The organism is Roseovarius sp. THAF8 (assembly GCF_009363735.1).
In the GTDB taxonomy this organism is placed as follows: domain Bacteria; phylum Pseudomonadota; class Alphaproteobacteria; order Rhodobacterales; family Rhodobacteraceae; genus Roseovarius.
The window spans coordinates 3,116,888-3,142,265 of sequence record NZ_CP045410.1 but is presented as its reverse complement, the minus strand read 5'-3'; the positions used below and the strand labels follow the sequence as shown (position 1 = coordinate 3,142,265).

Here is a 25,378-nt window from a genome sequence, read left to right as displayed (position 1 = left end):
GATGTGGTCAGGTCTGAGCGGTCGCGACCGCCGCGCCTCCCACATGGAACGCACCCCGGCCCGGTCCGGGCAAAGGTACGAGGGCGCCGCGTACACCCTCCATTGGCGTTTGGCAAGCCCCCGCCTGGCCTGCGGGCCTATTCTTGGCGGCAATACTGCGCGTCCAGAGCGCAAGACTGTTCACGATAGTCGGCCGCCTCTTCCGGCGCCGTGGCCTTCTTCAACTGCGCCATGTTGCGGCAGCCAAGCGCGACCTCGTTGCTGCACGCGATCACGAAGTACCGCGCCGCCTGACCCGGATCCGCTGCGACACCGCGCCCATGCTGGTACGAGTCGCCAAGATTGTTGCAGGCCGTCCAGACCCGTAACTCGCACCCCATCCGATGATAGCCGACCGCCTGCTTCAGCGCCGCCTCCGTGCCGCGATCAAGCTTCAGCAGGTTGCCCACCACGAGGCATCCCATCCCTTCCGACAGGGCGCAGGCGGCGGTGGCAAAGCGCTCGGCTTTCACCAGATCACCCATCGCCCGTGACAGCGTCCCAAGGTCGGCGCAGGCCCGCACCCATCCGTCCTTGCAGATGCGTTCGAGGTCTTGCGCAAAGGCCGCCATCCGCGCCTTGTCCTCTTCGGTGCGCGGTGCGGTCGTGATCGGCGCAAACGCGTGTACGGCGTAATAATGACACGCGCTGAAATCCCCCGCCTCGCAGGCCTTCTTCATGGCCAGCAGGTTATCCGTCGGCCGCCAGTAGGTCTCGCGGTTGATCTCGTCGCACCCGTAGCGGAACCCGCCGCGACAGGCCCGCACGTAATACTCTTGGGCGCGCTTCCAGTTCTCATTGACGGCCTGCCCCTCGTCATGGGCCAACCCGGCATTGTAACACCCCACCGGGTTACCAAGCCCACAGGCTTTCTCGGCATCCCAAAGCGCATAGCGCTGCTTGTTTTCCACCTCGTCCAGAAAGCCGGGGTCGAACACGGCATACTCCTCGGCGCCGGCGTGGCTCTGGATGTAGGACATCAGCGCACAGGCCCGCGCCGCGTCTTCCTCATCGCACAGCCGGCGCAGCTGGTCGAACCAGATCGCCCGGTCCGGCACCGCCTGCGGCACCAGCACATTCAAGCGCGACTGCGATATGCAGGCCGTCACGTTGCCTGTCGCGCACGCCTCCGCCTGCTCGGCGTAAAACGCCTCGTAGGACGTCCCGGCAAACCCAATCAGGGAAAAGTTCAGGTCCGACAGCAAGGCGCAGGCAAACCCGTCGCCCGCGTCGCATCCTTCCGCCCACAGCGCGTAAACTTCGGGCGCATCCGTGCCCTCCCGCACATGCACCAGCGACGCATAGTCGGTGCACGCCTCCTGCCCGCCCGCGTCGCATCCCGCGGAGGCCTCCGCCAGCGCGGCGGCGTAGTGGCGCTCGTATGTCCCGGACACCATGCCGGCATCATTGTAATGCGGATAGCTGGCCACCAGCGCGGCACAGGCCGCCTCGTCGCCCGACTGGCAGTCGAAGACCGCCAGTTGCCGCTCCGTCGCGCTCATCCGCGCCTCTGCCGCGTCCGGGCTCCAAAGCAGGGCCGCGATGGGTATCGACCACAGTCGAAGCGGTGTCATGCAGGTGTCTCCGGGCAGGTCAGAACCGCGTCCAGTCTCCCCCAACGAAAACGGCCGCGCAATATGCACGGCCGCAAAATCGTCTGTCCGGTCAGGGCCCGCATCAGCCCTGCTTGGTCACCTGGGTGAATTCCAGCTCCACCGGCGTCTCGCGGCCGAAGATCGACACCGTCACCTTCAGGCGCTGGTTGTCGTCGTCCACTTCCTCGACCATGCCATCGAAATCCTCGAACGGGCCGTCGTTGACCTTGACCTTCTCGCCCACCTCGAAGCTGACAAGCAGTTTCGGCGCGTCCTCGCCCTCCTGCACGCGGTTCAGGATCTGGTTCACCTCGGCGTCGCGCATCGGCATCGGACGCCCCTGCGGCCCCAGGAACCCGGTGACGCGGTTGATCGAGTTGATCAGGTGATAGCCCTGGTCCGACATTTCCATGTGCACCAGCACGTAACCGGGCATGAAACGCCGCTCGGCGGTCACCTTCTTGCCCCGGCGCACCTCGATGACCTCTTCGGTCGGCACCAGAACCTCGTCGATATCTTCTTCAAGGCCCTGTTCGGCCACGGATTGCCGGATCTGCTCTGCGATCTTCTTCTCGAAATTGGAAAGAACGCTGACCGAATACCACCGTTTCGCCATGCTGAGCACCATCCCTCTTTGCCCGGGCCCTGCCCGTGAAATTCATGTTCCGCAGGGCTTTTGCAGCCCAAACCACCTTCCAGAAACAAATCAGCGCGCGGGCTCGAATCGCCGCGCGCTGCTGGAAGTGTCGGGTCACCTACCGCCCTTTGCCCTTGATTTCAAGGCTCAAGGGGCAAAATTTGCAACCCTTAGCCGAAGAGGCCAAGCAAGCCTTCCAGGCCGCTGCGGATCGCAAGGTCGACCAGCGCAAAGAACACCGCCGTCAGTGCCGCCATGATGAACACCATGACCGTGGTCAACAGAACCTCACGCCGGGTCGGCCAGACAACCTTGGCAATTTCCGCGCGGACCTGCTGAATGAACTGAAGCGGGTTTGTAACAGCCATGGGTGCGACACTCTCGTGGTTTGAACCTGTCCGCGGCACATACGCCGCGAAATAAAGGAATTCAAGGGCCGAGGCAGCCACGGGCGATTTCGGTCGGCCTCATGTGGCGCGGGTTCCTCACGCGGCGCGTCAGGTCTCGCGCGCCTCGGCGGCCAGCCGGTCGAACGGATCGGGCTTTTCCGCGTCGGTGGTCGCGCTGGCCGAAAAATCCGGCAACGCCAGCCGGTCGGCCCACGCCTCCGGCAAGCGGTCCAGCACCCGATCGAACCGTTCGGCGAACCGATCGGCGCGTTGGCGGATCCTCTCGGCCAGTTCCGGTTTGCGGGCGTGCAGGCGCTGCCATGCCCCGCCCAAGATCTCGCCCCACCGATCGGGCCCCAATGTCAGATAGGCAATCAGCACCAGCCAGACCAGCAGCAACGCCACCAGCGGCACCATCAGAGGACGATAGAGCACCAGCCCCGCCACAACGGCCCAGGCGACATGCTTGCGCGTCGGGCGATACGAACGCAGCCACCGGGGCAAGCGCAGCCTTCGGTGTATGGCACCCGAAGCCGTGGGGGCAACGCCCGTGTTCTTGGCGGATCGCGCCGTCATGCGACGCATCTGCGGCATCCGCAGCTGCGGCAGGCTCAGCGCGGGAAGGCGCGGCCTCGCCCGACCGGCCCCGGTCGGCCGGGCCGTCGGCGCCCGTTCCGCCTTCAGGATCTGTGCAATGGATTGCTGGGCACTCTGCTTGCGGTCCTCCGGCGATACCGGGTCGTAGGTCAGCACCTCTTCCTGCGGCGCGATCTGCGGCAGGCGCTCTGGGATGGTCCGGCGCTTTTCCTCCAGCAGAAGTTGCCGGACAAGTTCGTCGGCATCGCTTTCGACGGTCTGGCCTTCGGTCATCTGGTCGGCAGGCGTCCCGGTCAGTTCTTCGCTACGGATGTAGAGATCGTTCCGAAGCGCCGGACGGCGCATATCTGTCATGGTCATGGCAGCACTCATTCACGGTTCCACGCCCCCACGCGGTGATCGGCCTGGCGTCCCCTTGCAGGGCGCCAAGCGCGATTCATGGTGATGCTAAGGCTGGAATGTGGCCAAATCATGGCAGTGCTCGGGCAAGGGCATGTCCCTGCCCTTGCCGATCTCGATACCGGGCAGCGGACTGGCTTGCGCGCGCCGAGCGTGCCCCGACCAGGGCGCGCAGCCCGGCGGCCAATACTCGGCCGTCCCGGCGCGCAGCGCGCGCACCTGCGACGACCTTCATCCTTGCCGGGGCTTCACTCCGATTTCGCCTTGGACGGCCTGCTGTTCCTGAAAATCCTGTCCTGCACCGACGCGATCGGCGGCAGGAGCGTGTCGGTATTTCCTCCCAGATTCCCGACGAACCGCCGGATCAGGCTGATCGCGATGTCCGAAGACAGCATCCGCTTCTGCGACAGGGCCGAAACCTTCAGTTCAAGGTCTCCCGGCGCCAGAATCCGGTGCCCGGCCAGATACGCGCGGAACGCGTCGCGCACGCGCGCCTGCAGCAGGTTCGGCACGATATGGTTCCGTACAACCACCAGGCAGATGAACTTGCCATAGCCGACATAGGACATCGTCGCGCCGCTCGCCGGCAAGGTCTTTCCGATGATGTGCGCCACGGCCTCGATGACTTCCAGGAATTCCCCCTGATCCAGGCGTCCATCCAGAGCGTCGACACCTTCGATCTCCACCGACAGCAGGGTCAGGGCATAGGTGCCTTCGTTGAGGCGCAGCAACCGGTTCTCCAGCTGGAAATAGTCGCGCATGTTGGGCACGTCGGAATAGGTGATCCGCATCGAAGGATCGAACCCTCGTGTTTCCGGGGCGCTTGTCAGCAGCGTCTTCAGCGCAAGCCGGCTTTCCGCGTCGCTCTTGACGGTCTCGACCAGCAGCATCGCGACCTGGATACGCACGCGCAGGTCGATTTGCTCGATCGGCTTGGGCATATAGTCGGTGGCACCCGCCTCGAACGCCTCGTTCATGTGAAGCTTGGCCGCCGCCGACGTGATCATGATGATCGGCGCGATCCGGTATTGCGGCATTTCGCGGATCTTCGAGCACAGCTGGATCCCGTCCATGCCTTCCATCTTGATGTCCAGAAGGAAACAATCGAACGGGTGATCCTGTGCCGCGATGATCTCCATCGCCTCTTCTCCAGACGTCGCCGTCGTGACGTCGTTGAACCCCATCTCGCCGAGGTGTTCAAGAAGCAGCGCCACGATGATTTCTTCATCGTCCACGACCATGATTCTCATGGGTAACATCCCTTCATTCGCATTCGTTCGCCTGTCAGAATACAATTAGAGGGAGAATGCGGTAACATTGCGACGGCCCAAGGTTAATTTCGTGAAAGGCAAAAATCCGCCACATCGAACCGCAGGCGCGCCGGGACGGTGGTGCGCCGCGGCAAATGCGTTTGAAATCAGGAGGTTTTGGCAGGGGCAGCAGGGCTCGAACCCGCGACCTACGGTTTTGGAGACCGTCGCTCTACCAGCTGAGCTATACCCCTAAGGCCGACGCCTCAGGTACGGCACATGTGGGGCGGAATCAAGTCCCCTTGCCGCCGCGCGCGCGGATTTTTCGACATTTTTCTCCTGCGTTCAGGCCGCCGATTTCTTGCGATACTCGGGGCTCGCAACGATCCCGTCGTCGAAAAGCCTGGAAATCTCCGTGTCGCTCAGCCGCGCGACATCGCCCAGCACTTCCTCCGTATGCGCCCCCAATGCGGGCGCAGGCGCGGGGCGCACGCGGCCATGACTGCCGAATTCCGCCGGATGCCCGGGCACCGGGAACCGGCCCATGCCGGGCTGCTCGGTCATCGAGAACATCGGATTCGCCTCGCCGAAATCCGGATCCTCGCGCACCGCCTCTTGCGTGCTGCGAAACACCGACCACGTCAGGCCCATCGCGTTGAAGTCATTCGCGAAGTTCTCGATCCGACGCTCGGCGAACCACGGCGCCAGGATGCCGGTGATCTCATGCCGCAACCGCCAGCGCGCGCCTTCGTCGCCCAGGTCCACCTTGTGGCGCCTGGCCAGCAGTTTCATCTGGTCGGCCGTACCCGTCGCCTTGACCAGTCCTTCCCACTGTCGCTGGGTCAGTCCGATCACCATCACGCGCCCACCGCAGGCGCAGACGAAATCCTGTCCGTAAGCCCCGTACAGCGCGTTGCCCGACTTCTCCCGCCCTTGACCGTTCACATGCACGTCGCCAACAAGCCCCAGATGGGCCATTGTCGCCGCCGCGACGTCCTTCAGGGTCAGGACGACCTCCTGCCCCTCGCGATGGCGCAACCGATGCCGCTCGGCAGCCAGCAGACTCGATACGGCCAGGTTTCCGGCAATCAGGTCCCACGCGGGCAGCGCGCTCGCCACCGGGTCCTCGTGGCCCTCGGGTCCGGTCATGTGCGGCACGCCGATGGCCGGGTTCACCGTGTAATCCACCTGCGGCCGCCCCTCGCGGTCGCCCAGCAGGCTGACCATCACCAGGTCGCGGCGCATCTTGCTCAGCGTCGGATAATCCATCCATCCGCGCACCCGCAGGTTGGTCAGGAACAGCCCCGCATCGCGCCCCGGCGCGGTGATGATCCGGCTGATCAACTCGCGCCCCTCGCGCGACCGCATGTTCACCGCGACCGATTTCTTGCCCTTGTTCAACCCCGCCCAGAACAAGCTCTGCCCGTCCGGCGCCAGCGGCCAGCGCCCGTAATCCAGCCCGCCTTCCAGCCGGTCGAATCGGATCACCTCGGCCCCCATCTGCGCCAGCGTCATCCCCGCCAGCGGCACCGCGACAAAGGCCGACCCTTCGACCACCCTCATGCCTTTCAGGATCTTGTTCATGTGGTTTCCTCCCATGTGGCGGTGGCCTGCATGCATTGATGCCCGGCCTGTCCGGTATGAAGTGTCAGCCCCTGCGTCTCCTCCTGCGCACAGGCCGCGATCGTCATCTCGTTGCGGTCCCCGGGGATCAGCATCATCGGATGCACGCCCCGGAACGCAAAGCTGTCGGGCCTGCGCCCCCGCAGTTCCGTCGCCCGGCGCATCAGCCATGCCGCCTGCATCGGCCCATGCACCACGAGGCCCGGATAATGCTCGACCTCGCTGGCATAAGGCAGATCGTAATGAATCCGATGCGCATTGAAAGTGATGGCCGAGAACCGGAACAACAGCGCTTCGTTGACCGTCTGCGTCCAGGTCGCCAGTGCCTCCTCCGGCATCGGCTGTTTCGCCGGCGGGCGAAACTCGGTCGGCAGTTCCAGATAGACGATATCCTGCCGTTCCGTGATCACCACTGCCCCTTCGGCTCTGAGTTCGTGATCCACCGAAACGAAAACCATGCGTCCGGTCCTGCCCGATTTCTCGGTCACGCGCGCGATGACAGAGCGGCTCGTAAATGGCACTCCCACGCGCAGCGGCGCCCCGAAGCGCAGCGTGCCTCCGGCCCACATCCGCCGTCCCAAGGGCACCGGAGGCAGGAAGCCGCCCAGCTTGGGATGTCCGTCGCTTGCCAGTTCCTCCAGCGGGCAGACGGGCGGAAAGGCGCACCAGTGCCAGAGCGGTGGCATGTCGGCGCCCATCTCCGGAGCGTCCTGCGCCGGGTCGCCGATGGTGGCATGGATCTGCGCCGCCTGCGCCGGGGCAATCACGCCCTCACGCACGTCCGTCCGGCCTTCCCATGCTGACAAGTTCACTTGATCCAAGGCACGCTCCTCCACGGTTACAAATGTGAACGGAGGGCAAAAAATGTCAATATTTCAATAATTTAACGGGATACAACGGTATGCCATGCCCATGCTGCAGCTGCAGAAACACGCGCTGGCTGTTGATTTCACGACGCTTTCCGCCCCGCACCGACCCGGCTTCGCCCCTGCGACCCGGCCAGGACCGGCCCTGGCAGCGCGTGTCCCGGTTTGCGGCAGATTGCCTCAGCCCGTCCTAGGGCGCGGCCCGCTCCAGCGCCTCCATGTCCGCGCCGCAGATCGCCGCCTCGTGTTGCAGGATGCGCTCGATGGGCCAATCCCACCAGGCGATGTCGTTCAAACGCGCGATGGTCTCGGGGTCGAACCGCATCCCGACCACCCGCGCCGGGTTGCCCGCGACCACCGCATAATCGGGGATCCCGCCCCGCACCACGGCCCCGGCACTGACGATCACGCCATTGCCCAGCCGCGCCCCCGGCAGCACCCGCACGTCCTTGCCCAGCCACACGTCATGCCCCAGCACCGTGTCCGGCCCGGACCACTCCGGCAGGCTGGGCCGGCCCGCCGCCGTGGCGTGATCGAAGACGGCAAACGGAAAGGTGGAGAACCCGTCGCGCCGGTGATTGGCCGAGGCGGTGATGAACACTACCCCGTCGGCGATCTGGCAGAACTTGCCGATCACCAGCTTTTCGTCCGACACGGGAAACAGATACGGCGCCAGGTGCGTCGCCCAGTCCTCGGGCGGATAGGTCGCACTGGTATAGCTGTAATCGCCCACGATGAACCGTGGATGGTCGATCACCGCTTTCAAAAAGACGGTGCCGGCATGGGCGGTTCCATCGGGCAGGATCAGCGGATTGCGCGTGTCAGGGGCGGGAAAGGGATGTGCCATATATCTTCATCTCACCCCGCGCGGAAAATGGGAAGGCCGCGCACGAAAATGGAAAGGGCGCCCGTGGCGGACGCCCTTTCCAATATTCACGGAGATCCCGGATCAAGTCCGGGATGACGCGCCGCGTCAGATCACTCGAGGATTTTGGACACAACGCCGGCGCCGACGGTGCGGCCGCCTTCGCGGATGGCGAAACGCAGGCCGTCTTCCATCGCGATCGGCGCGATCAGCTCGACCTCGAACTTCAGGTTGTCGCCCGGCATCACCATCTCGGTGCCCGAGGGAAGCGTCACCGTGCCCGTCACGTCCGTCGTGCGGAAGTAGAACTGCGGACGGTAGTTGGCGAAGAACGGCGTGTGACGGCCACCCTCTTCCTTGGTCAGGATATACGCCTCGGCCTCGAACTTGGTGTGCGGGTTCACAGACCCCGGCTTGCACAGCACCTGGCCGCGCTCCACACCGTCACGCTCGATCCCGCGCAGCAGCAGACCCACGTTGTCGCCGGCCTCGCCCTGATCCAGAAGCTTGCGGAACATCTCGACGCCCGTGCAGGTCGTCTTCTTGTTCTTGTTCAGGCCCACGATCTCCATCTCTTCGCCGACCTTGATCAGGCCACGCTCGATCCGGCCGGTGGCAACCGTGCCGCGGCCCGAGATCGAGAACACGTCCTCGACCGGCATCAGGAACGGCTGGTCCACGGCGCGCTCCGGCGTCGGGATGTAGTCGTCCACCGCCGCCATCAGCTCGCGGATCTTGTTCTCGCCGATCTCCGGGTCACGCCCTTCCATCGCCGCCAGCGCCGAGCCCGCGATGATCGGAATGTCGTCGCCGGGGAACTCGTAGGACGACAGCAGCTCGCGCACTTCCATCTCCACCAGTTCCAGCAGTTCCTCGTCGTCGACCTGATCGACCTTGTTGAGGAACACCACCAGCGCGGGCACGCCCACCTGGCGCGCCAGCAGGATGTGCTCGCGGGTCTGCGGCATCGGGCCGTCGGCCGCGTTCACCACCAGGATCGCGCCGTCCATCTGCGCCGCACCCGTGATCATGTTCTTCACGTAGTCGGCGTGGCCGGGGCAGTCGACGTGGGCGTAGTGACGGTTCTCGGTCTCGTATTCCACGTGCGCGGTCGAGATCGTGATCCCGCGCGCTTTCTCTTCCGGTGCGCCGTCGATCTGGTCATACGCGCGGAAGTCACCGAAATACTTCGTGATCGCCGCCGTCAGCGTCGTCTTGCCGTGGTCAACGTGACCAACGGTCCCGATGTTCACGTGCGGTTTCGAACGGTCAAACTTTTCCTTTGCCATCTCGTGGGGCGCCTTATCCTATTGGGGGCCTGTCGCGGCCCGAATTGCTACTGGCCGGGCATTTATTGGGTTCAACCGGGAAAATCAAGCGCTTCATGCCCGCGTGGTGGCAAGGTTGCGCGAACCGCGACGCACCGGCGGCGTTGGCCGGCGGTGGCGCTATTCCGCGGTCTGCGTCTGCGCCTTTTCCAGCGCTTCCTTCGCGGCGGCCTGCATCCGCTCTTCCTCCGATGCCGCCGCGCGCGCCTCTGCCGCGCGGGCCCTGGCCTTGGTACGTGCGGGCCGGCCGTCATCCTCGAACCAGCCTTCGGCGTTGTTCTGCCGCACCAGCCAGTTCTCGATGAGCTTGGCCCCCTTCCGGGTCAACACTTGCATCTGCTCTTCAGCCGTCCGCGTCAGACCGGACCCCACGACGGTGTCCCCCGACAGGCCCTCGATCACGGTGATCAGCTCCGGCGTCTCGTTCAGCCGCGCCTTTTTTGCGTCGTCCCAGGCCGTGACCTTCAGCACCAGTGCCGATTTCGGCGCGGCCACCACCGGGATGCCCGCCTTCGCCAGAACGTAGGCTTCCAGCGTGATGCCCAGGTGATAGAGCCGCGTGCCCTCCTGCCGCGAGAACCGTTCGTTCACCGCCTGCGTCATCGCCGCGATCCAGTCGGCCTTGCTGGCCTCGCGCGACAGCGGACCCTTCTGCAGGTTGGGCGCTGCGACGACGTTATGCCCAAGATGGAAATTGCCGAGATAGACCGGCGCCTCGTCAAGGTCGTCCACCTGCGTGCAGGCCGACACCCAGGCGACCACCAGCCCCCAAGCCAGAAGTCTCAGCATTTCCGTACCCCCGCAACTGTCCCGTTTCAGCGATACCAAGGCCGCCCGGCGCTGGCAATTCCCGCCCTGCCCATATTGCCGCAGATGTCCGCCGCCGATTTGCCGCCTGCCCGACGCGTGCCTATGTTAGAGAGAGCCAGCACCGGAGGCCCCATGTCCCACGCCGACACCCCCGTCAAAGTCGCCCTCGTCACCGAGCCGATGGGCATCCTCGGCAGCCTCGGCGCGGCACGGCGCAACGTGCTCAGCATCATCCCCGAGCTGGCCACCCGGCAGCCCATGGTGTCGGGACGCACCGGCAAGCGCTGGCACATGGTGATGGATCCCGGCGCGATCCGCGAAATCCTGCTGGAACGGGTCGACACCTACCCCAAGTCTCTGGTCACCAAGAACCTGCTCAAACCCGCCATCGGTGAATCGCTCTTCATCGCCGAAGGCGCCCACTGGCGCTGGCAAAGGCGCACCGCGGCGCCGGTGTTCTCGCACCGCAACGTGATGAACCTCGCACCGATCATGACCGCCGCCGCCCAGCGCAGCGCCGACCGCGTGGCCGAGGCCGGCCCCCGCGCCATCGACATGGCCGCCGACATGGTGCGCACCACCTTCGACGTCATCGCCGACGTGACTTTCTCCGGCGACGGCATGTTCGACGCCGACGCGGTGCATCGCGGCATCGACGCCTATATCTCCGAGGCGGGCAAGATTTCCCTCCTGGACGTACTGGGCGCGCCCGACTGGGTGCCGCGCCCCGGCCGCCTGATATTTTCGCGCAACGCGGTAGGCGACATGCGCCGCATCGCCGACGAGGCGATCGAAGCCCGCCGCCAGCGCGGCCCCGAGGGCGTGCCGGACCTGCTCGACCTGCTGATGGAAGGCGAGGATCCCAAGACCAAGCGCCAGATGAACACGGCCGAGCTGCGCGACAACCTTCTGACCTTCATCGTCGCGGGTCACGAGACCACGGCGCTCACGCTGGGCTGGTCGCTCTACCTCTGCGCCTTCGACCAGGACGTACAGGACCGCGCCCGCGCCGAGCTGCGCGCGGTCTGCGGCGACGGCCCGGTGACGGGTGAGCATGTCGAAAAGCTGCCCTACCTGCGCCAGATCATCGACGAGGCCCTGCGCCTCTACCCACCCGCCGGAATGGTCTCGCGCACCGCCATGGCCAACGACACGCTCTGCGGGCGCGAGATCCGCAAGGGCGATACGGTGATCCTGCCCATCTACGCGCTGCACCGACATCACATGCTGTGGGACGACCCCGACGCCTTCCGCCCCGACCGCTTTGCCGACCGCAAGGCGGTGGAACGCTATGCCTACCTGCCCTTCGGCGACGGTCCCCGCATCTGCATCGGCGCCAGCTTCGCCCTGCAGGAGGCGGTGATCATCCTCGGCACGCTCCTGAACCGCTTTCGCTTCACCCCGGTCGCAGGCCGCGACCCCGATCCGGTGATGATCCTGACCCTGCGCCCCGAAGGCGGCGTCTGGCTAGAGGCCGAGCCGGTCTCGACGCCCCAACCGGCCTCTGTCGCCTGACGCGTCCGCCGGCTTATACCTCACCCCGTCCCGGGCTTGCCCCGGGACCTCCTGTCTTGGACAAAACTCAACCTGTTGGGTGGGTGAAAACCCACGCGCCCCCACCGCTACCCGCCCAACACCCTCGGCCAATTCGCCTCGCCTTTCGACACGTTGCCCGGAATGTCCCCCGACCATTTCCGGCGAATGGACTTGTTGTAATTGAGGTAGAGCTTGCCGCCATGCACCGTCCAAGCATCCTTGTCGCCATGCGCTGTGTATCCCTGCGACACCGCCCAGGAACAATACCCTCCGAACTGCGGCGCGTATTTCTGCGGGTTCGCCTCGAACGCCGCCTGGTTCGCGGCCGTGGCGAACCGCCACTTCGCGCCATTCCACTCGGTCACGAATTCATCAGATCCGGCCACGCCGTTCGCGCCCGGTTCCAGCCCGAAATAGGCCACCACGTCCGCGCCATCCGCCGCATAGGCCCGGTTCTGGTACCAGCGCGGCTCATCGGCCATCACCGGCCTTGTCAGCAGTGCCGCAGCACAACATGCGATCATTCCCCGTCGTGTCAAAAGCATTTCCATCCTCCTTGCATCCATCTGCAAGCAAGCTAAGCGGCACCCCCCGCACACGACAAATCAATCTCAGGTGAAACGGTTGTTACGCGGAAAGCCCCTTGGCGCCATGCGCCCGGCACCCGCACGCCGCGCGGTCCATTCCTCCAGCGCCGTCTCGGTGCGTGTCCGCCCCGCAGGATCGAGCCAACTCAGCCCTTCGGCCAGCGTAAAGGTCGTCGCATCGGACAACCCGCCATCCTTGTATTTCTGCAACCGCACGCCCTTGCCGCGGCCCATCTCGGGCAACTCGTCCAGCGGGAAGATCAGCACCTTGCGGTTCTCGCCCACACAGGCCACGTGATCGCCCGTGACCGCCCGGCACACCTGCGCCCGCACGCCGTCACGCACGTTCAGCACCTGCTTGCCCGAGCGTGTCTGCGCCACGACCTCGTCCTCGGGCACGATGAACCCGTCACCCGCCGAGGACGCCACCAGCAATTTCCGCCCCGGTTTGTGGATGAAAATCGCCACGATGTCGGACTCGTTCGGCAGGTCCACCATCAGGCGCAATGGCTCGCCCATCCCCCGCCCACCGGGCAGGTTGGCCGCACTCAGCGTGTAGAACCGCCCGTTCGTGCCGAAGACCAACAGCCGGTCTGTGGTCTCCGCATGGAAGATGAAACGCCCCTCGTCCCCGTCCTTGAACTTCAGCTCTCGGTCCAGGTCGATATGCCCCGACATCGCCCGGATCCACCCCATCTTGGAACAGACGACGGTGATCGGTTCGCGGTCGATCATCGCCTCCAGCGGCACGTCCTCGACCTCGCCCGCCTCGGCGAATGTGGTCCGGCGCGCGCCGCCCTCGTACTCCTTGCCGAACTTCTTCTTCACCTCTTTCAGCTGGTCCGAGATCACGTCCCACTGCAGGCCCTCGCTTTCCAGCAAGTCCTCCAACCCGGCGCGCTCTTCCATCAGCGCGTCGCGCTCCTTGACCAGCTCGATCTCTTCCAGCCGCCGCAAGCTGCGAAGGCGCATGTTCAGGATCGCCTCGGCCTGCACCTCGGTCAGCCCGTCCTCACCGCCCTCGGCCGGCGACACGTAATCCGACTCGTTCGTGGCGCGCACAAACTCCCGCCCCCAATCCTCGCGCATCAGCGCCGCCTTGGGATCGTCATCATAGCGGATGATGTCGATCACCCGATCGAGGTTCAGGAAGGCCACGATCAGCCCTTCCAGCACCTCCAGCCGGTGGTCGATCTTTTCCATCCGGTGCTCGCTGCGCCGGATCAAAACCTCGCGCCGGAAATCGAGGAATGCGCGCAGCACTTCCTTCAGGCTGCAGACCTTGGGGGTCACCCCGTCCACCAGCACGTTCATGTTCAGGCTGAACCGCACTTCCAAGTCCGAGTTGCGATACAGCGACTGCATCAGCACCTCGGGCTCCACGTTCTTCGAGCGTGGCTCCAGGATCACGCGGATGTCGTCGGCGCTCTCGTCCCGCACATCGGCCAGGATCGGAACCTTCTTGGTCTGGATGACCTCCGCCAGCTTCTCGATCAGCTTGGATTTCTGCACCTGATAGGGGATTTCCGTGACCACGATCTGCCACTGCCCGCGCCCCAGGTCCTCGACCTCGTAGCGGCACCGCAGGCGAAACCCGCCCTTGCCCGTGCGATAGGCCTGCGCAATCGCCTCAGGCGGCTCCACGATGATGCCCCCCGTGGGGAAATCCGGGCCGGGCACGTAGTTCAGCAGCGTGTCGTCCCGCGCATCGGGCGTCTTGATCAGATGCAGGCAGGCATCCACCAGTTCCGCGATGTTGTGCGGCGGAATGTTGGTCGCCATCCCCACCGCGATCCCGCTCGACCCGTTGGCCAACAGGTTCGGAAACTGCGCCGGCAGCACGACAGGCTCGGTCAGCGTGCCGTCGTAATTGTCCCGGTAATCGACCGCATTCTCGTTCAGCCCCTCCAGCAGGGCCTCGGCCACGATGGTCAGCCGCGCCTCGGTGTAGCGGCTGGCGGCGGGGTTGTCGCCGTCGATATTGCCGAAGTTTCCCTGCCCGTCCACGAGCGGATAGCGCACGTTGAAATCCTGCGCCAGCCGCGCCATCGCGTCATAGATTGCGGCATCGCCATGCGGGTGATAGTTGCCCATCACGTCGCCGCTGATCTTGGCGGACTTGCGGAACCCGCCGCTGGCGCTCAGCCGCAGCTCGCGCATGGCGAACAGGATCCGCCGGTGCACCGGCTTCAGCCCGTCGCGCGCATCCGGCAGCGCCCGGTGCATGATGGTCGACAGCGCATAGGTCAGGTAGCGCTCGCCGATGGCCCGGCGCAGCGGCTCCGCCACGGAATTGCCTCCTTTCTCGGGGCCTATGTTGGGGTCGTCGACCAAATCAGTCATAGATGGTGTGATACCCCCCGCATTTGCGCAGGTAAAGCACAGGTTGGGAAGATTCTGTGCCTTTTCCCATGCCGGCGGGAACCGAATCGTGTAAGTTGTGTTCTATTGTAGGAAATTGACTTCGCTGCCCCGGGGGACCTGCGCAATGTGGCGCTTTATTTTGGTAACGTTCGCTTTTCTTGGTTTCGCCTTCTGGGAACTCAGCGGCGGCGCCGATTACGCGCCCAGTGAAAACTCGATCCAGGCCCGGGCAAACGACCCCGCGCCAGAGGTGACCGTGGCCGAATCGCAGCCCGTCGAACCGCCCGCCCCGGAACGCATAGAACTGCCCGAAACCACCAAGCCCGAGCGCTTCCAGATCACCCTGGCCTCCATCGGCGAGATGGCAGAGGCCGGCGCCGCCCAGCAAACCGCCCGGACAGAGCGTGTCGAGGACAAGGCCAGGTTCCTGACCCGTCCGAAGACCAACGAAGACAATGCCGTCCTGGCCGCCCTGGAAGAGGGCGGTGCAGCCGCGGACCAGGTCAAGCGTCACTGGCCCGGCGCGATCGAGCTGTTCGAGCAGCAAGCCTCGCAGGCCGAGCTGCGCGAACAGGCCGAAGCGGCCGCGCGGTCGGCACGCGCCGACATGGCCTATTCCGACATTCGCTACATCACCGCCAGCTCTGCCAACATGCGTGGCGGACCGGGCACCGACTTTGCCCGCGTCGGCAGCCTTGGCGAAGGGGCCGAGGTGGCCGTGCTCGGACGTGCCGACAACGGCTGGCTGGAACTCGAGGTCGTCACGACCGGCGAAACCGGCTGGATGGCCGACTGGCTCGTCAGCGACCCGGCGCGGTAATTCGCACTCAAAGCGATTGCATATGACGCCGGCCCGCGCCAAGGTCCGGCCATGACGCGGAAATCCCTCCTTATTACCGGCTGTTCCTCCGGCATCGGCTATGACGCGGCGTACGGTCTACTGGCGCGCGGCTGGCGCGTGTTCGCCTCCTGCCGGCAGGAAAAGGACTGTGCCCGGATGCGGGCCGAAGGCTTCGACAGCCCCCTCATCGACTATCAACAGCCCGACACCATAACCTCCGGCCTTGCCGAAGTTCTCGACGCCACCGGCGGCACGCTGGATGCGCTTTTCAACAACGGCGCCTTCGGCTGCCCCGGCATGGTCGAGGATCTGCCCACAGACGCCCTGCGCGCCATCTTCGAGGCCAACTTCTTCGGCTGGCACGAGCTGACGCGTCAGGTCATCCCGGTTATGCGGGCCCAGGGGCACGGGCGGATCGTGCAGAACTCCTCCGTTCTGGGCTTTGCCACGCTGCGGATGCGCGGCGCCTACAACGCCACCAAGCATGCGCTAGAAGGTCTGACCAGCACCATGCGGATCGAGATGCGCGACACGCCCATTCACATCGTCCTGATCGAACCCGGGCCGGTGACGTCCAAGATCCGCGTCAACTCCATCCCCCATTTCGAGCGCTGGATCGACTGGAAAAATGCCCCCGCCCGGCCGCTCTACGAAAAACGCCTCATCCCGCGCCTTTACCACAGCAGCGGGCCGGACACGTTCGAACTGCCTGCCCCCTCCGTCACGAAAAAGCTGATCCATGCATTGGAATCCCCACGCCCCCGCGCCCGCTATTTCGTCACCACGCCGACCTATCTGCTGGACGCGCTGCGGCGCATCCTGCCAACCAGCGCCCTCGACTGGATCCAGGCGAAACTGTAACCGGACGGCCCGAAAGGGCAGGCAAGCGGCCCCGCGTCACCTTACCCCATTCGCCTTTTGACACAGACGGGCTACCTCCGGCATTGACTGGAAAAACCAAGAGTCTCACATGCTCAACGACCCCCTCTTCATCATCGCCGCGCTTGCCTGCGCGGTCGTCGGCGTCATTCTCATCCTGGGCATTTCGAACTTCGGCAAGGAAGGCATCGACAACGCCAAGCGCTCGAACAAGTTCATGCGCTGGCGCATCATCGCCCAGTTCATTGCAGTGGTCCTCATCCTGCTTTTCGTCTATATCCGCCGCCAAATGGGAGGTGAATGAATATGGTCGTTCTCAACAAGATCTACACCAAGACCGGCGATCACGGCGAAACCGCGCTCGGCAACGGGTCTCGCGTGGCCAAGCACTCGATGCGCGTCACCGCCTACGGCACCGTGGACGAGGTGAACGCCACAGTCGGCCTCGCCCGCCTTCATGCCGACGGCGAAACCGACGCCGCCCTGTCGCGCATCCAGAACGATCTCTTCGATCTCGGCGCCGATCTCTGCCGCCCCGACATGGAAAACGACGACAAGGCGGAATTCGCGCCCCTGCGCATGGTCGACAGCCAGGTCTCGCGCCTGGAAACCGAGATCGACACCATGAACAAGGTCCTGGAACCCCTGCGCAGCTTCATCCTGCCCGGCGGTTCGGCCCTGTCGGCGCACCTGCATCTGTGCCGCACCGTGTCGCGGCGGGCCGAACGCCTGGCGGTGGAACTCGCCACGATGGAACACGTGAACCCGGCGGCGGTGAAATACCTCAACCGCCTCAGCGACTGGTTCTTCGTCGCCGCCCGCATGGCCAACGATTCAGGCCGCGACGACGTGCTCTGGACACCGGGCGCAAACCGCTGAACCTGCGCTGAAATCTCTGGCGCGGGGCTGGCAAAAGTGACATTCTGAGCGCCAAATGCCGGGCGATCCAACGCCCGGTCCGAGCAGCCAGGAGAGGTCCATGACCCTGCCCACCATCGCCATGTTCTGGGACGGCCCGCCGCTGGGCTTCATCGAACGGCTGTGCGTCACGTCCTTCGTCGATGCCGGCCATCCCGTGGTGATGTTTTCCTACCACGGGGTCGAGGATTGCCCGAAAGGCGTCGAACAGGCCCCCGCCTCCGATATCCTGCCCGACCCCGATACCATCGTGCGCCACGAACGCACCGGCAGCCCCGCGATCCACGCCGACAAGTTCCGCTATCACCTGCTGGCCAAGAACGACGGTATCATCTGGTCCGACACCGATGCCTACTGCCTCAAGCCTTTCCTTCCCAAGGACGGCTTCTTCTTCGGCCGCGAAAGCGACAAGGTCGTGGCCAATGGCGTGATGGCCCTTCCGGCCGCGTCGCCCTCGCTGCAAAGCCTGATCGAGTTCTGCGAGGACGAGTATGCCATCCCGCCCTGGATGATGCCCCGCCACAAGGAGGAAATGCGCGCCCGTGCCGAGGCGGGCGATCCGATGCATGTGTCCGAAATGCCCTGGGGCGCGTGGGGGCCCAAGGCGCTGTCGCATTTCCTGCATCAGAACGACGAGTTCAAGCACGCGCTCGATCCGCACGTTCTTTACCCCGTCCTGTTCGAGGACCGGCGCATCTATTTCCGAGAGGCGTGGAAGGTCTGGAAACAGGTGCAGGACGATACCGTCTCGATCCATTTCTATGGCCGGCGCGTGCGCGAACGGCTGTGGAACCGTTTCAACGGCACCCCGCCCGAGGATTCGGTGCTGCATGAACTGGCGCAGAAACACGGCGTCGCCCCCTGACACCGGCGCTTTGCGCACAGATTCCCCATGCCGTACCGGAAACGCGACGTCGCAAGTCGGAAACGTGACGATTTTACCCTGTTTCCCCGGCTAACAGTTCTGTATCAAACGCCCCACAGCAAGGGGCGGAGTCGCATCACGGCGGCTCTGCGCAATTTTTTAGGGAGACCATGCCGATGAAGGTGCTCGTGCCTGTCAAACGCGTGATCGACTACAACGTGAAGGTCCGCGTCAAGGCGGACGGATCGGGCGTCGATCTTGCCAATGTCAAAATGTCGATGAACCCGTTCGACGAAATCGCCGTCGAAGAGGCCATCCGCCTGAAAGAGGCCGGCAAGGCCGACGAGGTCGTCGCCGTGTCCATCGGCGTCAAGCAGGCGCAGGAAACCCTGCGCACCGCGCTGGCCATGGGCGCCGACCGCGCCATCCTGGTCGAGGCTGCCGACGACGTGCACACCGACATCGAGCCGCTCGCGGTTGCCAAGATCCTCGCCGCCGTGGTCAAGGAAGAAGAGCCGGGCCTCGTGATCGCCGGCAAGCAAGCCATCGACAACGACATGAACGCCACCGGCCAGATGCTGTCCGCTCTGCTGGGCTGGTCGCAAGGCACCTTCGCCTCCAAGCTGGACATCGACGGCGACAATGCCGTCATCACCCGCGAGGTCGATGGCGGTCTGCAGACGATCAAGGTCAAGATGCCCACGATCGTCACAGTCGACCTGCGCCTGAACGAGCCGCGCTATGCGTCGCTGCCCAACATCATGAAGGCCAAGAAAAAGCCGCTCGACGAGAAAACCGCCGCCGATTACGGCGTCGACGTCGCGCCGCGCCTCGAAATCGTCAAGACCGAAGAGCCCGAGGCCCGCAAGGCCGGCGAAATGGTCGGATCGGTCGATGAACTTGTCGCCAAACTCAAAGAAGCGGGGGCCGTGTAATGTCTGTACTTCTTCTTGCCGAAGTCAACGATGGCGAACTGGCGTTCGACGCCACCGCCAAGGCGGTCACCGCCGCGTCCAAGCTGGGCGACGTGACCGTGCTCTGCGCCGGGGGCTCCGCCGCCGCCGCGGGCGAGGCCGCCGCCAAGATCGACGGTGTCTCCAAGGTCCTCGTGGCCGAGGACGCCTCGCTGGGCCACCGCCTGGCGGAATCCACCGCTGCCCTGATCGTGTCGCTCGCCGGCGACTACGAACACATCGTCGCCCCGGCCACCACCGACGCCAAGAACGTCATGCCCCGCGTGGCCGCCCTTCTGGACGTCATGGTCATTTCCGACGCCTCCGGCGTGGTCGACGCCAACACGTTCGAGCGTCCGATCTACGCCGGCAACGCGATCCAGACGGTGAAGTCCTCGGATGCCAAGAAGGTCGTCACCTTCCGCACCGCCACCTTCGACGCCGCCGGTGACGGCGGCTCGGCCTCGGTCGAGACCATTTCCGCCGCCGACAACCCCGGCCTGTCGGAATGGGTCGAGGACAAGGTTGCCGAATCCGACCGCCCCGAGCTGACCTCGGCGGGCGTCGTCGTCTCCGGCGGCCGTGGCATCGGCTCGGAAGAGAACTTCAAGCTGATCGAGAACCTCGCCGACAAGCTGGGCGCCGCCGTCGGCGCGTCCCGTGCCGCGGTGGACTCAGGGTATGCCCCGAACGACTGGCAGGTCGGCCAGACCGGCAAGGTCGTGGCCCCCGACCTCTACATCGCCGTGGGCATCTCGGGCGCGATCCAGCACCTTGCGGGCATGAAAGACTCCAAGGTCATCGTCGCCATCAACAAGGACGAAGAGGCGCCGATCTTCCAGGTCGCCGATTACGGCCTCGTGGCCGACCTCTTCACCGCCGTGCCGGAACTGACCGAGAAACTCGGCTAATCCGTCCCGCACATGGCACTGAATTGACCCGCCCCCGTGGCGGGTCTTTTCGTTTTGCGCCCGTAGGGTGGGTGAAAACCCACGCTCCGCCGCCTGCAAGTGCTCACGGATCCAACACCCCCGCCAATACAGGGATCAACGCCTCCGCCACCGCGTCATGTGCCGCCTGCCCCGGCAGATCCCGCGGCACGCCCGCCTCGCACCCCGCCGCGTCGGATGGCGGACTCGCCACGCGCGCCCCGACCTGCGCCACCTTGCCGGCCTCCACGAACGCCACCGCGTGCCGCTGCAACCCCGCGACCATCTCGCGTCCCACCAGTACCGGCTCGCATCGCGCCTCGACCGCGTCCTCATCCCGATCCGGCGCGCGCTCGGAAAACCACAACAGGATCACCGGCGCCCGGATTTCCGCGATCAGCCGCCGCATGCCCGCGTCCCAGGACTGCGCCAAGCCATGCCGCACCTCGCCGAACCGCTCCGCCGAAACCGCCTTCAGATGCATCAGCATGTGCCGCGTAAAACTGAACTCGCTGAAATCCACTTCCGGGAACAGCGCCCGCAACGGCGGCTCGGCCCGCAGGAACCGATCGTTGCGCCGCGAATGCACCTTGTAGAACGGGTTCGACAGGTTCGCCGCGCATGGCACCTGCACCACCGCCGCCGCCGCCCCGGACGCGATGCGCGTCAGCCCTGTGTCGCCCAGCATCACGTCGATCCCCGCATTGGGCTGGCCGAGGTTCACGCAGGCCACGCCCGTCGCCGCCTCGATCCCTTGCGCAAAGGGGCGGGCGACGAACTTGCCATAGGTCTCGGTCCCACCCAGGAACGCCACATACTCATTCGTCAGGCTTCGCTTCGGCCCCCGAAACGCCAGCTTCGACACCCCGTACCGGCACGCCTCCGGCGCCGCTTTCCAGCGGCCCTTGCCATGAAAGGACATTACGCCGACCTCATAATACTCACCCAATCGCCAGCTTTGGGCCGCAGGCCTTGCGATTCCGTTAAAGGCGCAATTCGTCCAGAATTTTAACGTCCGCTTTCCCTTGCAGCGCCCTCGGCACGGGGCATATGGTGTCGCAAAAGCGAAAGGGACCTGCATGGACATCCGCAAGGTGGGCGTCGTCGGCGCCGGACAGATGGGCAACGGAATCGCGCATGTGATGGCCGTCGCGGGCTATGACGTCCTGCTCAACGACATCAACCAGGAGGCGCTGGACAAGGGCCTCGGCGTGATCAAGTCCAACATGGACCGCATGGTCAGCCGCGACAAGATGACGGCCCAAGACCGCGACGCCGCCCTGTCGCGCATCACCACCACGCTCGACCTTCCCGAACTGGGCAAGACCGACCTCGTCGTGGAATCCGCCACCGAGCGCGAGACCGTCAAACAGGCCATCTTCGAGGATCTCGTGCCGCATCTCGGCCCCGATACGATCCTCACGTCGAACACCTCGTCGATCTCGATCACCCGGCTGGCCAGCCGCACCGACCGCCCCGAGAAATTCATGGGCTTCCACTTCATGAATCCGGTCCCGGTCATGCAACTGGTCGAACTCATTCGCGGCATCGCCACGGACAAACCCACCTATGACGCTTGCCTCGCCGTCGTGGAAAAGCTCGGCAAGACCGCCGCCAGTTCCGAGGATTTCCCCGCCTTCATCGTCAACCGCATCCTCATGCCCATGATCAACGAGGCGGTCTATACACTCTACGAAGGCGTCGGCTCGGTTACCTCCATCGACACGTCGATGAAGCTCGGCACCAACCACCCGATGGGCCCCTTGGAACTGGCTGATTTCATCGGGCTGGACACCTGCCTTGCCATCATGAACGTCCTGCACGACGGGCTGGCGGACACCAAGTATCGCCCCTGCCCTCTGCTGACCAAATATGTCGAGGCCGGCTGGCTCGGCCGCAAGACCGGCCGCGGCTTCTACGACTACCGCGGCGAGGAACCGGTCCCGACCCGCTGACGTGGCTGAAAACCCAAGCGACTTCGGCACCATATCGTAGGGTGGGTCAAAACCCACGCGCGTCACGTCTGTGGGTTGGGTGAAAACCCGCGCGCGACACCTTGCGTAGGGTAGGTGAAAACCCACCGCGGCCCTCACGTATCGCCCAAGCTCAACGTATGCTCGCGCAACCACGCCATAAACCCGCGCGGATCCTTGTCGAGCAATTCCATCTGCTCCGGCGTGATCGGCGCGCCCACGACCGGCTTCTGCGGATTGTTGCACCCCCGCACCACCTCGTGCAGCAACAGGCTCTGGCGCAGCGTGGCCGAGATGCAATTGGCCATCTGGTAGGCGCGTGAATTGGCGCCAGGGAAATAGATCGGCACCACCGTCGCCCCCGATCGCCGGATCATCTGCGCGGTGAACACGTTCCACTCCCGCTCCTTCACCGGCCCGAACAGGCTGTCCGACGATGCCACCACGCCCGACGGGAACACGCTGATCGCCCCGCCTTCCTTCAGGTGCGCCATCGCCTTGGCGCGCATCTCCACCGATTTGCGCTGCGCGTCGGGTTCATGCGGGAACGGCACCGAGATCATGTAGGACGCCGCCACCTCGTCGATCCCCGTCAGCAGCGCGCGCGTCAGGATCTTGTAATCGGTCCGCCGCCGCCCGATCAGGTCGGCCAGGATCATCCCGTCCACCAGCCCGTGCGGATGGTTCGCCACGATCACGACCGGCCCGGTCTCGGGGATATTGTCGATCTGGTCCTGCGGGGTCAGCAGCGGGATGCCCATCGTATCCAGCGCCGCGCGCCAGAACGGCTGGCCCGTGGGCGCGCCGCGTTTCTCGAACGCCTTGATCATCTTGATGATCGTCAGCTTGCCGGTGACCCACTCGATCGCGCGGATGGTAAAGGCCGTGGCCGGACTGTCGAATGAATTGGCATAGGTCAGGCTGCGCCGGTCATACTTGGTGAAATTGACCGATCCGGGCTGCGCCTCACCGCTCTGATCCTGCGCCTTGTCCGCCACGTGGTCTGTTCCCGTTCCGCCGCGCACCCTGCGCCTACATATCCTCGCCGAACCGGTCGGCCACCAACGCGCTCACGGCATCCGCCAGCGCCTCGGCGTCGGGCCCCCAGGCTCGCACGTCAATAGTCGTTCCGCGCGACGCTGCCAACATCAAAAGGCCCATGATGCTGTCCGCGCCCGTGGTCTGCCCATCATGGCTGACCTCGGCCTGCGCGTCGAATCCCTCGACCACCTCCACCAGCTTGGCCGCGGCACGCGCGTGCAGGCCCTTCTCGTTGACGATCTCGATCTCGCGGGTGACGGTGTCTGTCATGTCGGTCTTGGTCTTTCCGGGTCTGCCCCGCATCACGGGGTGTGGCTGTCGATATACTTGCGCCCCGCATCCAGCGCGGCGCGCGCGGCCTCGGGCACCGGCAGATCGCGGCTCTTGGCCAGCTTCAGCAGCATCGGCAGGTTCGCACCGTAAAGGATACGCCGGTTCTCCGGCTGGCACGCCTTGAGCGACAGGTTGGCCGGCGACGCGCCGAAGATATCGACCACGATCAGCACGCCATCTCCGGTGTCCACCTCGTCGGCCACCCGGCAGATCTCGTCCTGTTTCTCGCCGCGGTCGAAATCGCCCTCGATCGGGATGGCGCGGATACCGGACTGGCTGCCGACGACGTGCTCGATCGCCTTCAGATAGCCCTGTGCCAGGCCGCCATGTGCCACGATCACGATCCCGATCACGCCCCGATATCCCTTTCCTTCGCTGCCTCGGCCGGTGTGCCGGGGCCGGACGGCACGAGCAAGCCGCGCCGTTCCAGTTCGCGATGCCTTATAGACACCTGCCAGCCCGCCTCTGCAAGGGTTTCGGACAAGGTTTCTGCCATCGTGACGCTGCGATGCTGCCCGCCGGTGCAGCCGAACCCGATCGCCAGATAGGCCTTGCCTTCCGCCTTGTAGGCCGGCAAGAGCTGCCGCACCAGATCGCCCACGCGGTCCGCGAAGCCCTTAAACATCGGGTCGTCGCCCACATAGGCCCGCACCCGCGCGTCCTGCCCGGTCAGCCCGCGCAGCCCCGCCTCCCAATAGGGGTTCCGCAGGAACCGGCAGTCCAGCACCATGTCCAGGCCCCTTGGCAGGCCCCGCTTGTAGGAAAACGACTGCACGGACACCGACATGTGCCCGCCTTCGCCCGGTGCGAACCAGCGCGACAGATCCGCCCGCAGGTCGTGCGGCGACAATTCGGACGTGTCGATCAGGATATCGGCCCGCGCCCGGATCGGGCCCAGCAGGTCGAACTCGCGGGCGATGCCGATATCGGGGGTCTCGGCCGGGGCAAGGGGATGGCGACGCCGCGTTTCCGAAAAGCGACGCGTCAGCACCTCGGCACTGCTGTCCAGATACAGCACCTGCAGATGCACCGTCGCATCGGTGCTCAGCCGGTCGATCACCTCGATCAGCGCATTGGTGGAAAAATCCCGGTTGCGCGTGTCCACGCCCAGCACCAGCGGCTTGTCCGGGCCCTCGCCCTCGATCAGCCGCGGCAACAGCGACAGCGGCAGGTTGTCAATCGCCTCGAACCCCATATCCTCCAGCGCGCGGATCGCAGTCGTCCGCCCGGCTCCCGAGGGGCCGGTCACCAGAACCAGTCTTTTCGTCACCGGACCTGCCGGCATCGCGGGCCACTCCTCATTCCCGGCATGTCTGCCTTAGATATACTGCAACCGCAGCAGAAAAATGGGCGCTCTCGGATTTGTTAAGAACCGGCAGCGAAACGCCCATCATCACCGCCGCGTGGTCTTCGGGAAGACGCGCGGTTTCGACCGTGTCCATGTCGACGATCAGCGCAACGGGCACGGGTCCCACGGCGCCGGGGCGCAGGATGCCCACGCCCCGCGCCTCGATTTGGCCGCGGATGGTGTCCGGCGCGTCGGCCCAGAGCGTGCCGCCCTCGGCCCAGACCACCGTGCGGTCGTCCGCCACCAGACCCGCGCCCATCGCCAGAAGCTGCAGCGCAAGGCCCGACTTGCCACTGCCGGACGCGCCGCGGATCAGAACCGCACGGCTGTCGATGGCGACGGCGGTTGCGTGGAGTGTCTGCGTATCCGTCACTCCGGCGGCTCGGGACATGTCAGTGCAGGTAACGCGCCCA

The 25,378-nt window shown here is 65.1% G+C and carries 27 protein-coding genes and 1 tRNA gene; 9 read left to right on the top strand and 19 right to left on the bottom strand.

Going from position 1 to position 25,378, the window contains the following annotated elements; genetic code table 11:
- Nucleotides 1–137: 137 nt before the first annotated feature.
- The 11 genes from FIU85_RS15350 to FIU85_RS15300 form a co-directional block, all read right to left on the bottom strand.
- The gene (locus tag FIU85_RS15350) at nt 138–1,613 is read right to left on the bottom strand and encodes a tetratricopeptide repeat protein (protein ID WP_152497520.1); all 1,476 of its coding nucleotides are present in this window, start codon (nt 1,611–1,613) and stop codon (nt 138–140) included.
- Between the two features lie 103 nt (nt 1,614–1,716).
- A complete protein-coding gene (gene nusG / locus FIU85_RS15345; protein ID WP_152473758.1) occupies nt 1,717–2,250 on the bottom strand; it encodes a transcription termination/antitermination protein NusG in 534 nt (177 codons plus the stop codon).
- A gap of 191 nt (nt 2,251–2,441) precedes the next feature.
- Nucleotides 2,442–2,639, bottom strand: a complete 198-nt coding sequence (gene secE / locus FIU85_RS15340; protein WP_152493593.1) for a preprotein translocase subunit SecE — start codon at nt 2,637–2,639, stop codon at nt 2,442–2,444.
- Between the two features lie 129 nt (nt 2,640–2,768).
- The gene (locus FIU85_RS15335) at nt 2,769–3,617 is read right to left on the bottom strand and encodes a hypothetical protein (RefSeq protein ID WP_152497519.1); all 849 of its coding nucleotides are present in this window, start codon (nt 3,615–3,617) and stop codon (nt 2,769–2,771) included.
- Nucleotides 3,618–3,904: 287 nt separating this feature from the next.
- Complete coding sequence (locus FIU85_RS15330) at nt 3,905–4,906, bottom strand: PleD family two-component system response regulator (protein WP_172978894.1); 1,002 nt, start codon at nt 4,904–4,906, stop codon at nt 3,905–3,907.
- A 178-nt stretch (nt 4,907–5,084) separates the two neighbouring features.
- Nucleotides 5,085–5,160, bottom strand: a tRNA-Trp gene (locus FIU85_RS15325).
- Between the two features lie 91 nt (nt 5,161–5,251).
- Entirely contained in the window at nt 5,252–6,490 is a 1,239-nt protein-coding gene (locus FIU85_RS15320) for a CoA transferase (protein ID WP_152497517.1), read from the bottom strand.
- Nucleotides 6,487–7,341 carry a MaoC family dehydratase N-terminal domain-containing protein gene (locus FIU85_RS15315; RefSeq protein WP_254703063.1) on the bottom strand — a complete coding sequence of 285 codons (855 nt, stop codon included), beginning with the start codon at nt 7,339–7,341 and terminating at the stop codon, nt 6,487–6,489. Before FIU85_RS15315 ends, FIU85_RS15320 begins: the two co-directional genes overlap by 4 nt.
- A 244-nt stretch (nt 7,342–7,585) precedes the next feature.
- Nucleotides 7,586–8,242: a CatB-related O-acetyltransferase gene (locus tag FIU85_RS15310; RefSeq protein WP_152497516.1), complete on the bottom strand. Its 657-nt coding sequence runs from the start codon at nt 8,240–8,242 to the stop codon at nt 7,586–7,588.
- Between the two features lie 131 nt (nt 8,243–8,373).
- The gene (gene tuf, locus FIU85_RS15305) at nt 8,374–9,549 is read right to left on the bottom strand and encodes an elongation factor Tu (RefSeq protein ID WP_152497515.1); all 1,176 of its coding nucleotides are present in this window, start codon (nt 9,547–9,549) and stop codon (nt 8,374–8,376) included.
- Between the two features lie 159 nt (nt 9,550–9,708).
- Nucleotides 9,709–10,377 carry a hypothetical protein gene (locus FIU85_RS15300; RefSeq protein WP_152493598.1) on the bottom strand — a complete coding sequence of 223 codons (669 nt, stop codon included), beginning with the start codon at nt 10,375–10,377 and terminating at the stop codon, nt 9,709–9,711.
- Between the two features lie 153 nt (nt 10,378–10,530).
- Here FIU85_RS15300 and FIU85_RS15295 point away from each other — a divergent pair, with 153 nt between their 5' ends.
- Complete coding sequence (locus tag FIU85_RS15295; protein WP_152497514.1) at nt 10,531–11,913, top strand: cytochrome P450; 1,383 nt, start codon at nt 10,531–10,533, stop codon at nt 11,911–11,913.
- 107 nt (nt 11,914–12,020) lie between these two features.
- On the opposite strand, the gene FIU85_RS15290 is transcribed toward FIU85_RS15295, so the two are convergent.
- A complete protein-coding gene (locus FIU85_RS15290) occupies nt 12,021–12,479 on the bottom strand; it encodes a YHS domain-containing (seleno)protein (RefSeq protein WP_152497513.1) in 459 nt (152 codons plus the stop codon).
- Between the two features lie 66 nt (nt 12,480–12,545).
- The gene (parC, locus tag FIU85_RS15285) at nt 12,546–14,864 is read right to left on the bottom strand and encodes a DNA topoisomerase IV subunit A (protein WP_152497512.1); all 2,319 of its coding nucleotides are present in this window, start codon (nt 14,862–14,864) and stop codon (nt 12,546–12,548) included.
- 145 nt (nt 14,865–15,009) lie between these two features.
- Between parC and FIU85_RS15280 the strand changes: the two genes are divergently transcribed.
- From FIU85_RS15280 to FIU85_RS15250, 7 genes are all read left to right on the top strand, one after another.
- Nucleotides 15,010–15,705: an SH3 domain-containing protein gene (locus tag FIU85_RS15280; protein WP_152497511.1), complete on the top strand. Its 696-nt coding sequence runs from the start codon at nt 15,010–15,012 to the stop codon at nt 15,703–15,705.
- A 51-nt stretch (nt 15,706–15,756) separates the two neighbouring features.
- Nucleotides 15,757–16,587 (top strand): SDR family NAD(P)-dependent oxidoreductase, encoded by an 831-nt coding sequence (locus FIU85_RS15275; RefSeq protein ID WP_152497510.1) that lies wholly within the window; start codon nt 15,757–15,759, stop codon nt 16,585–16,587.
- Between the two features lie 109 nt (nt 16,588–16,696).
- Complete coding sequence (locus FIU85_RS15270) at nt 16,697–16,909, top strand: twin transmembrane helix small protein (protein WP_152493605.1); 213 nt, start codon at nt 16,697–16,699, stop codon at nt 16,907–16,909.
- A gap of 2 nt (nt 16,910–16,911) precedes the next feature.
- Nucleotides 16,912–17,484, top strand: a complete 573-nt coding sequence (locus FIU85_RS15265; protein ID WP_152494559.1) for a cob(I)yrinic acid a,c-diamide adenosyltransferase — start codon at nt 16,912–16,914, stop codon at nt 17,482–17,484.
- A 100-nt stretch (nt 17,485–17,584) separates the two neighbouring features.
- Complete coding sequence (locus FIU85_RS15260) at nt 17,585–18,388, top strand: hypothetical protein (RefSeq protein WP_152497509.1); 804 nt, start codon at nt 17,585–17,587, stop codon at nt 18,386–18,388.
- 176 nt (nt 18,389–18,564) lie between these two features.
- A complete protein-coding gene (locus FIU85_RS15255; protein ID WP_057794230.1) occupies nt 18,565–19,323 on the top strand; it encodes an electron transfer flavoprotein subunit beta/FixA family protein in 759 nt (252 codons plus the stop codon).
- Nucleotides 19,323–20,252 carry an electron transfer flavoprotein subunit alpha/FixB family protein gene (locus FIU85_RS15250; protein WP_152493607.1) on the top strand — a complete coding sequence of 310 codons (930 nt, stop codon included), beginning with the start codon at nt 19,323–19,325 and terminating at the stop codon, nt 20,250–20,252. Before FIU85_RS15255 ends, FIU85_RS15250 begins: the two co-directional genes overlap by 1 nt.
- A gap of 103 nt (nt 20,253–20,355) precedes the next feature.
- Here FIU85_RS15250 and FIU85_RS15245 read toward each other — a convergent pair whose 3' ends face one another.
- On the bottom strand, nt 20,356–21,192 hold the full coding sequence (locus FIU85_RS15245) for a DUF6473 family protein (protein WP_152497508.1): 837 nt from the start codon (nt 21,190–21,192) through the stop codon (nt 20,356–20,358).
- Between the two features lie 157 nt (nt 21,193–21,349).
- Between FIU85_RS15245 and FIU85_RS15240 the strand changes: the two genes are divergently transcribed.
- Nucleotides 21,350–22,225, top strand: a complete 876-nt coding sequence (locus tag FIU85_RS15240; RefSeq protein ID WP_152497507.1) for a 3-hydroxybutyryl-CoA dehydrogenase — start codon at nt 21,350–21,352, stop codon at nt 22,223–22,225.
- 134 nt (nt 22,226–22,359) lie between these two features.
- On the opposite strand, the gene FIU85_RS15235 is transcribed toward FIU85_RS15240, so the two are convergent.
- Genes FIU85_RS15235 through FIU85_RS15215 form a run of 5 tightly spaced genes read right to left on the bottom strand, consistent with a single transcriptional unit; the run spans nt 22,360 to nt 25,356 of the window.
- Nucleotides 22,360–23,241, bottom strand: a complete 882-nt coding sequence (locus tag FIU85_RS15235) for a lysophospholipid acyltransferase family protein (protein ID WP_152497506.1) — start codon at nt 23,239–23,241, stop codon at nt 22,360–22,362.
- Nucleotides 23,242–23,275: 34 nt separating this feature from the next.
- Nucleotides 23,276–23,554 carry an HPr family phosphocarrier protein gene (locus FIU85_RS15230; protein ID WP_103762485.1) on the bottom strand — a complete coding sequence of 93 codons (279 nt, stop codon included), beginning with the start codon at nt 23,552–23,554 and terminating at the stop codon, nt 23,276–23,278.
- A gap of 32 nt (nt 23,555–23,586) precedes the next feature.
- A complete protein-coding gene (locus FIU85_RS15225; protein ID WP_057794244.1) occupies nt 23,587–23,970 on the bottom strand; it encodes a PTS sugar transporter subunit IIA in 384 nt (127 codons plus the stop codon).
- The gene (gene rapZ, locus FIU85_RS15220; protein ID WP_152497505.1) at nt 23,967–24,902 is read right to left on the bottom strand and encodes an RNase adapter RapZ; all 936 of its coding nucleotides are present in this window, start codon (nt 24,900–24,902) and stop codon (nt 23,967–23,969) included. Before rapZ ends, FIU85_RS15225 begins: the two co-directional genes overlap by 4 nt.
- Before the next feature lie 13 nt (nt 24,903–24,915).
- A complete protein-coding gene (locus FIU85_RS15215) occupies nt 24,916–25,356 on the bottom strand; it encodes an HPr kinase/phosphorylase (RefSeq protein WP_152497504.1) in 441 nt (146 codons plus the stop codon).
- Between the last annotated feature and the right edge of the window lie 22 nt (nt 25,357–25,378).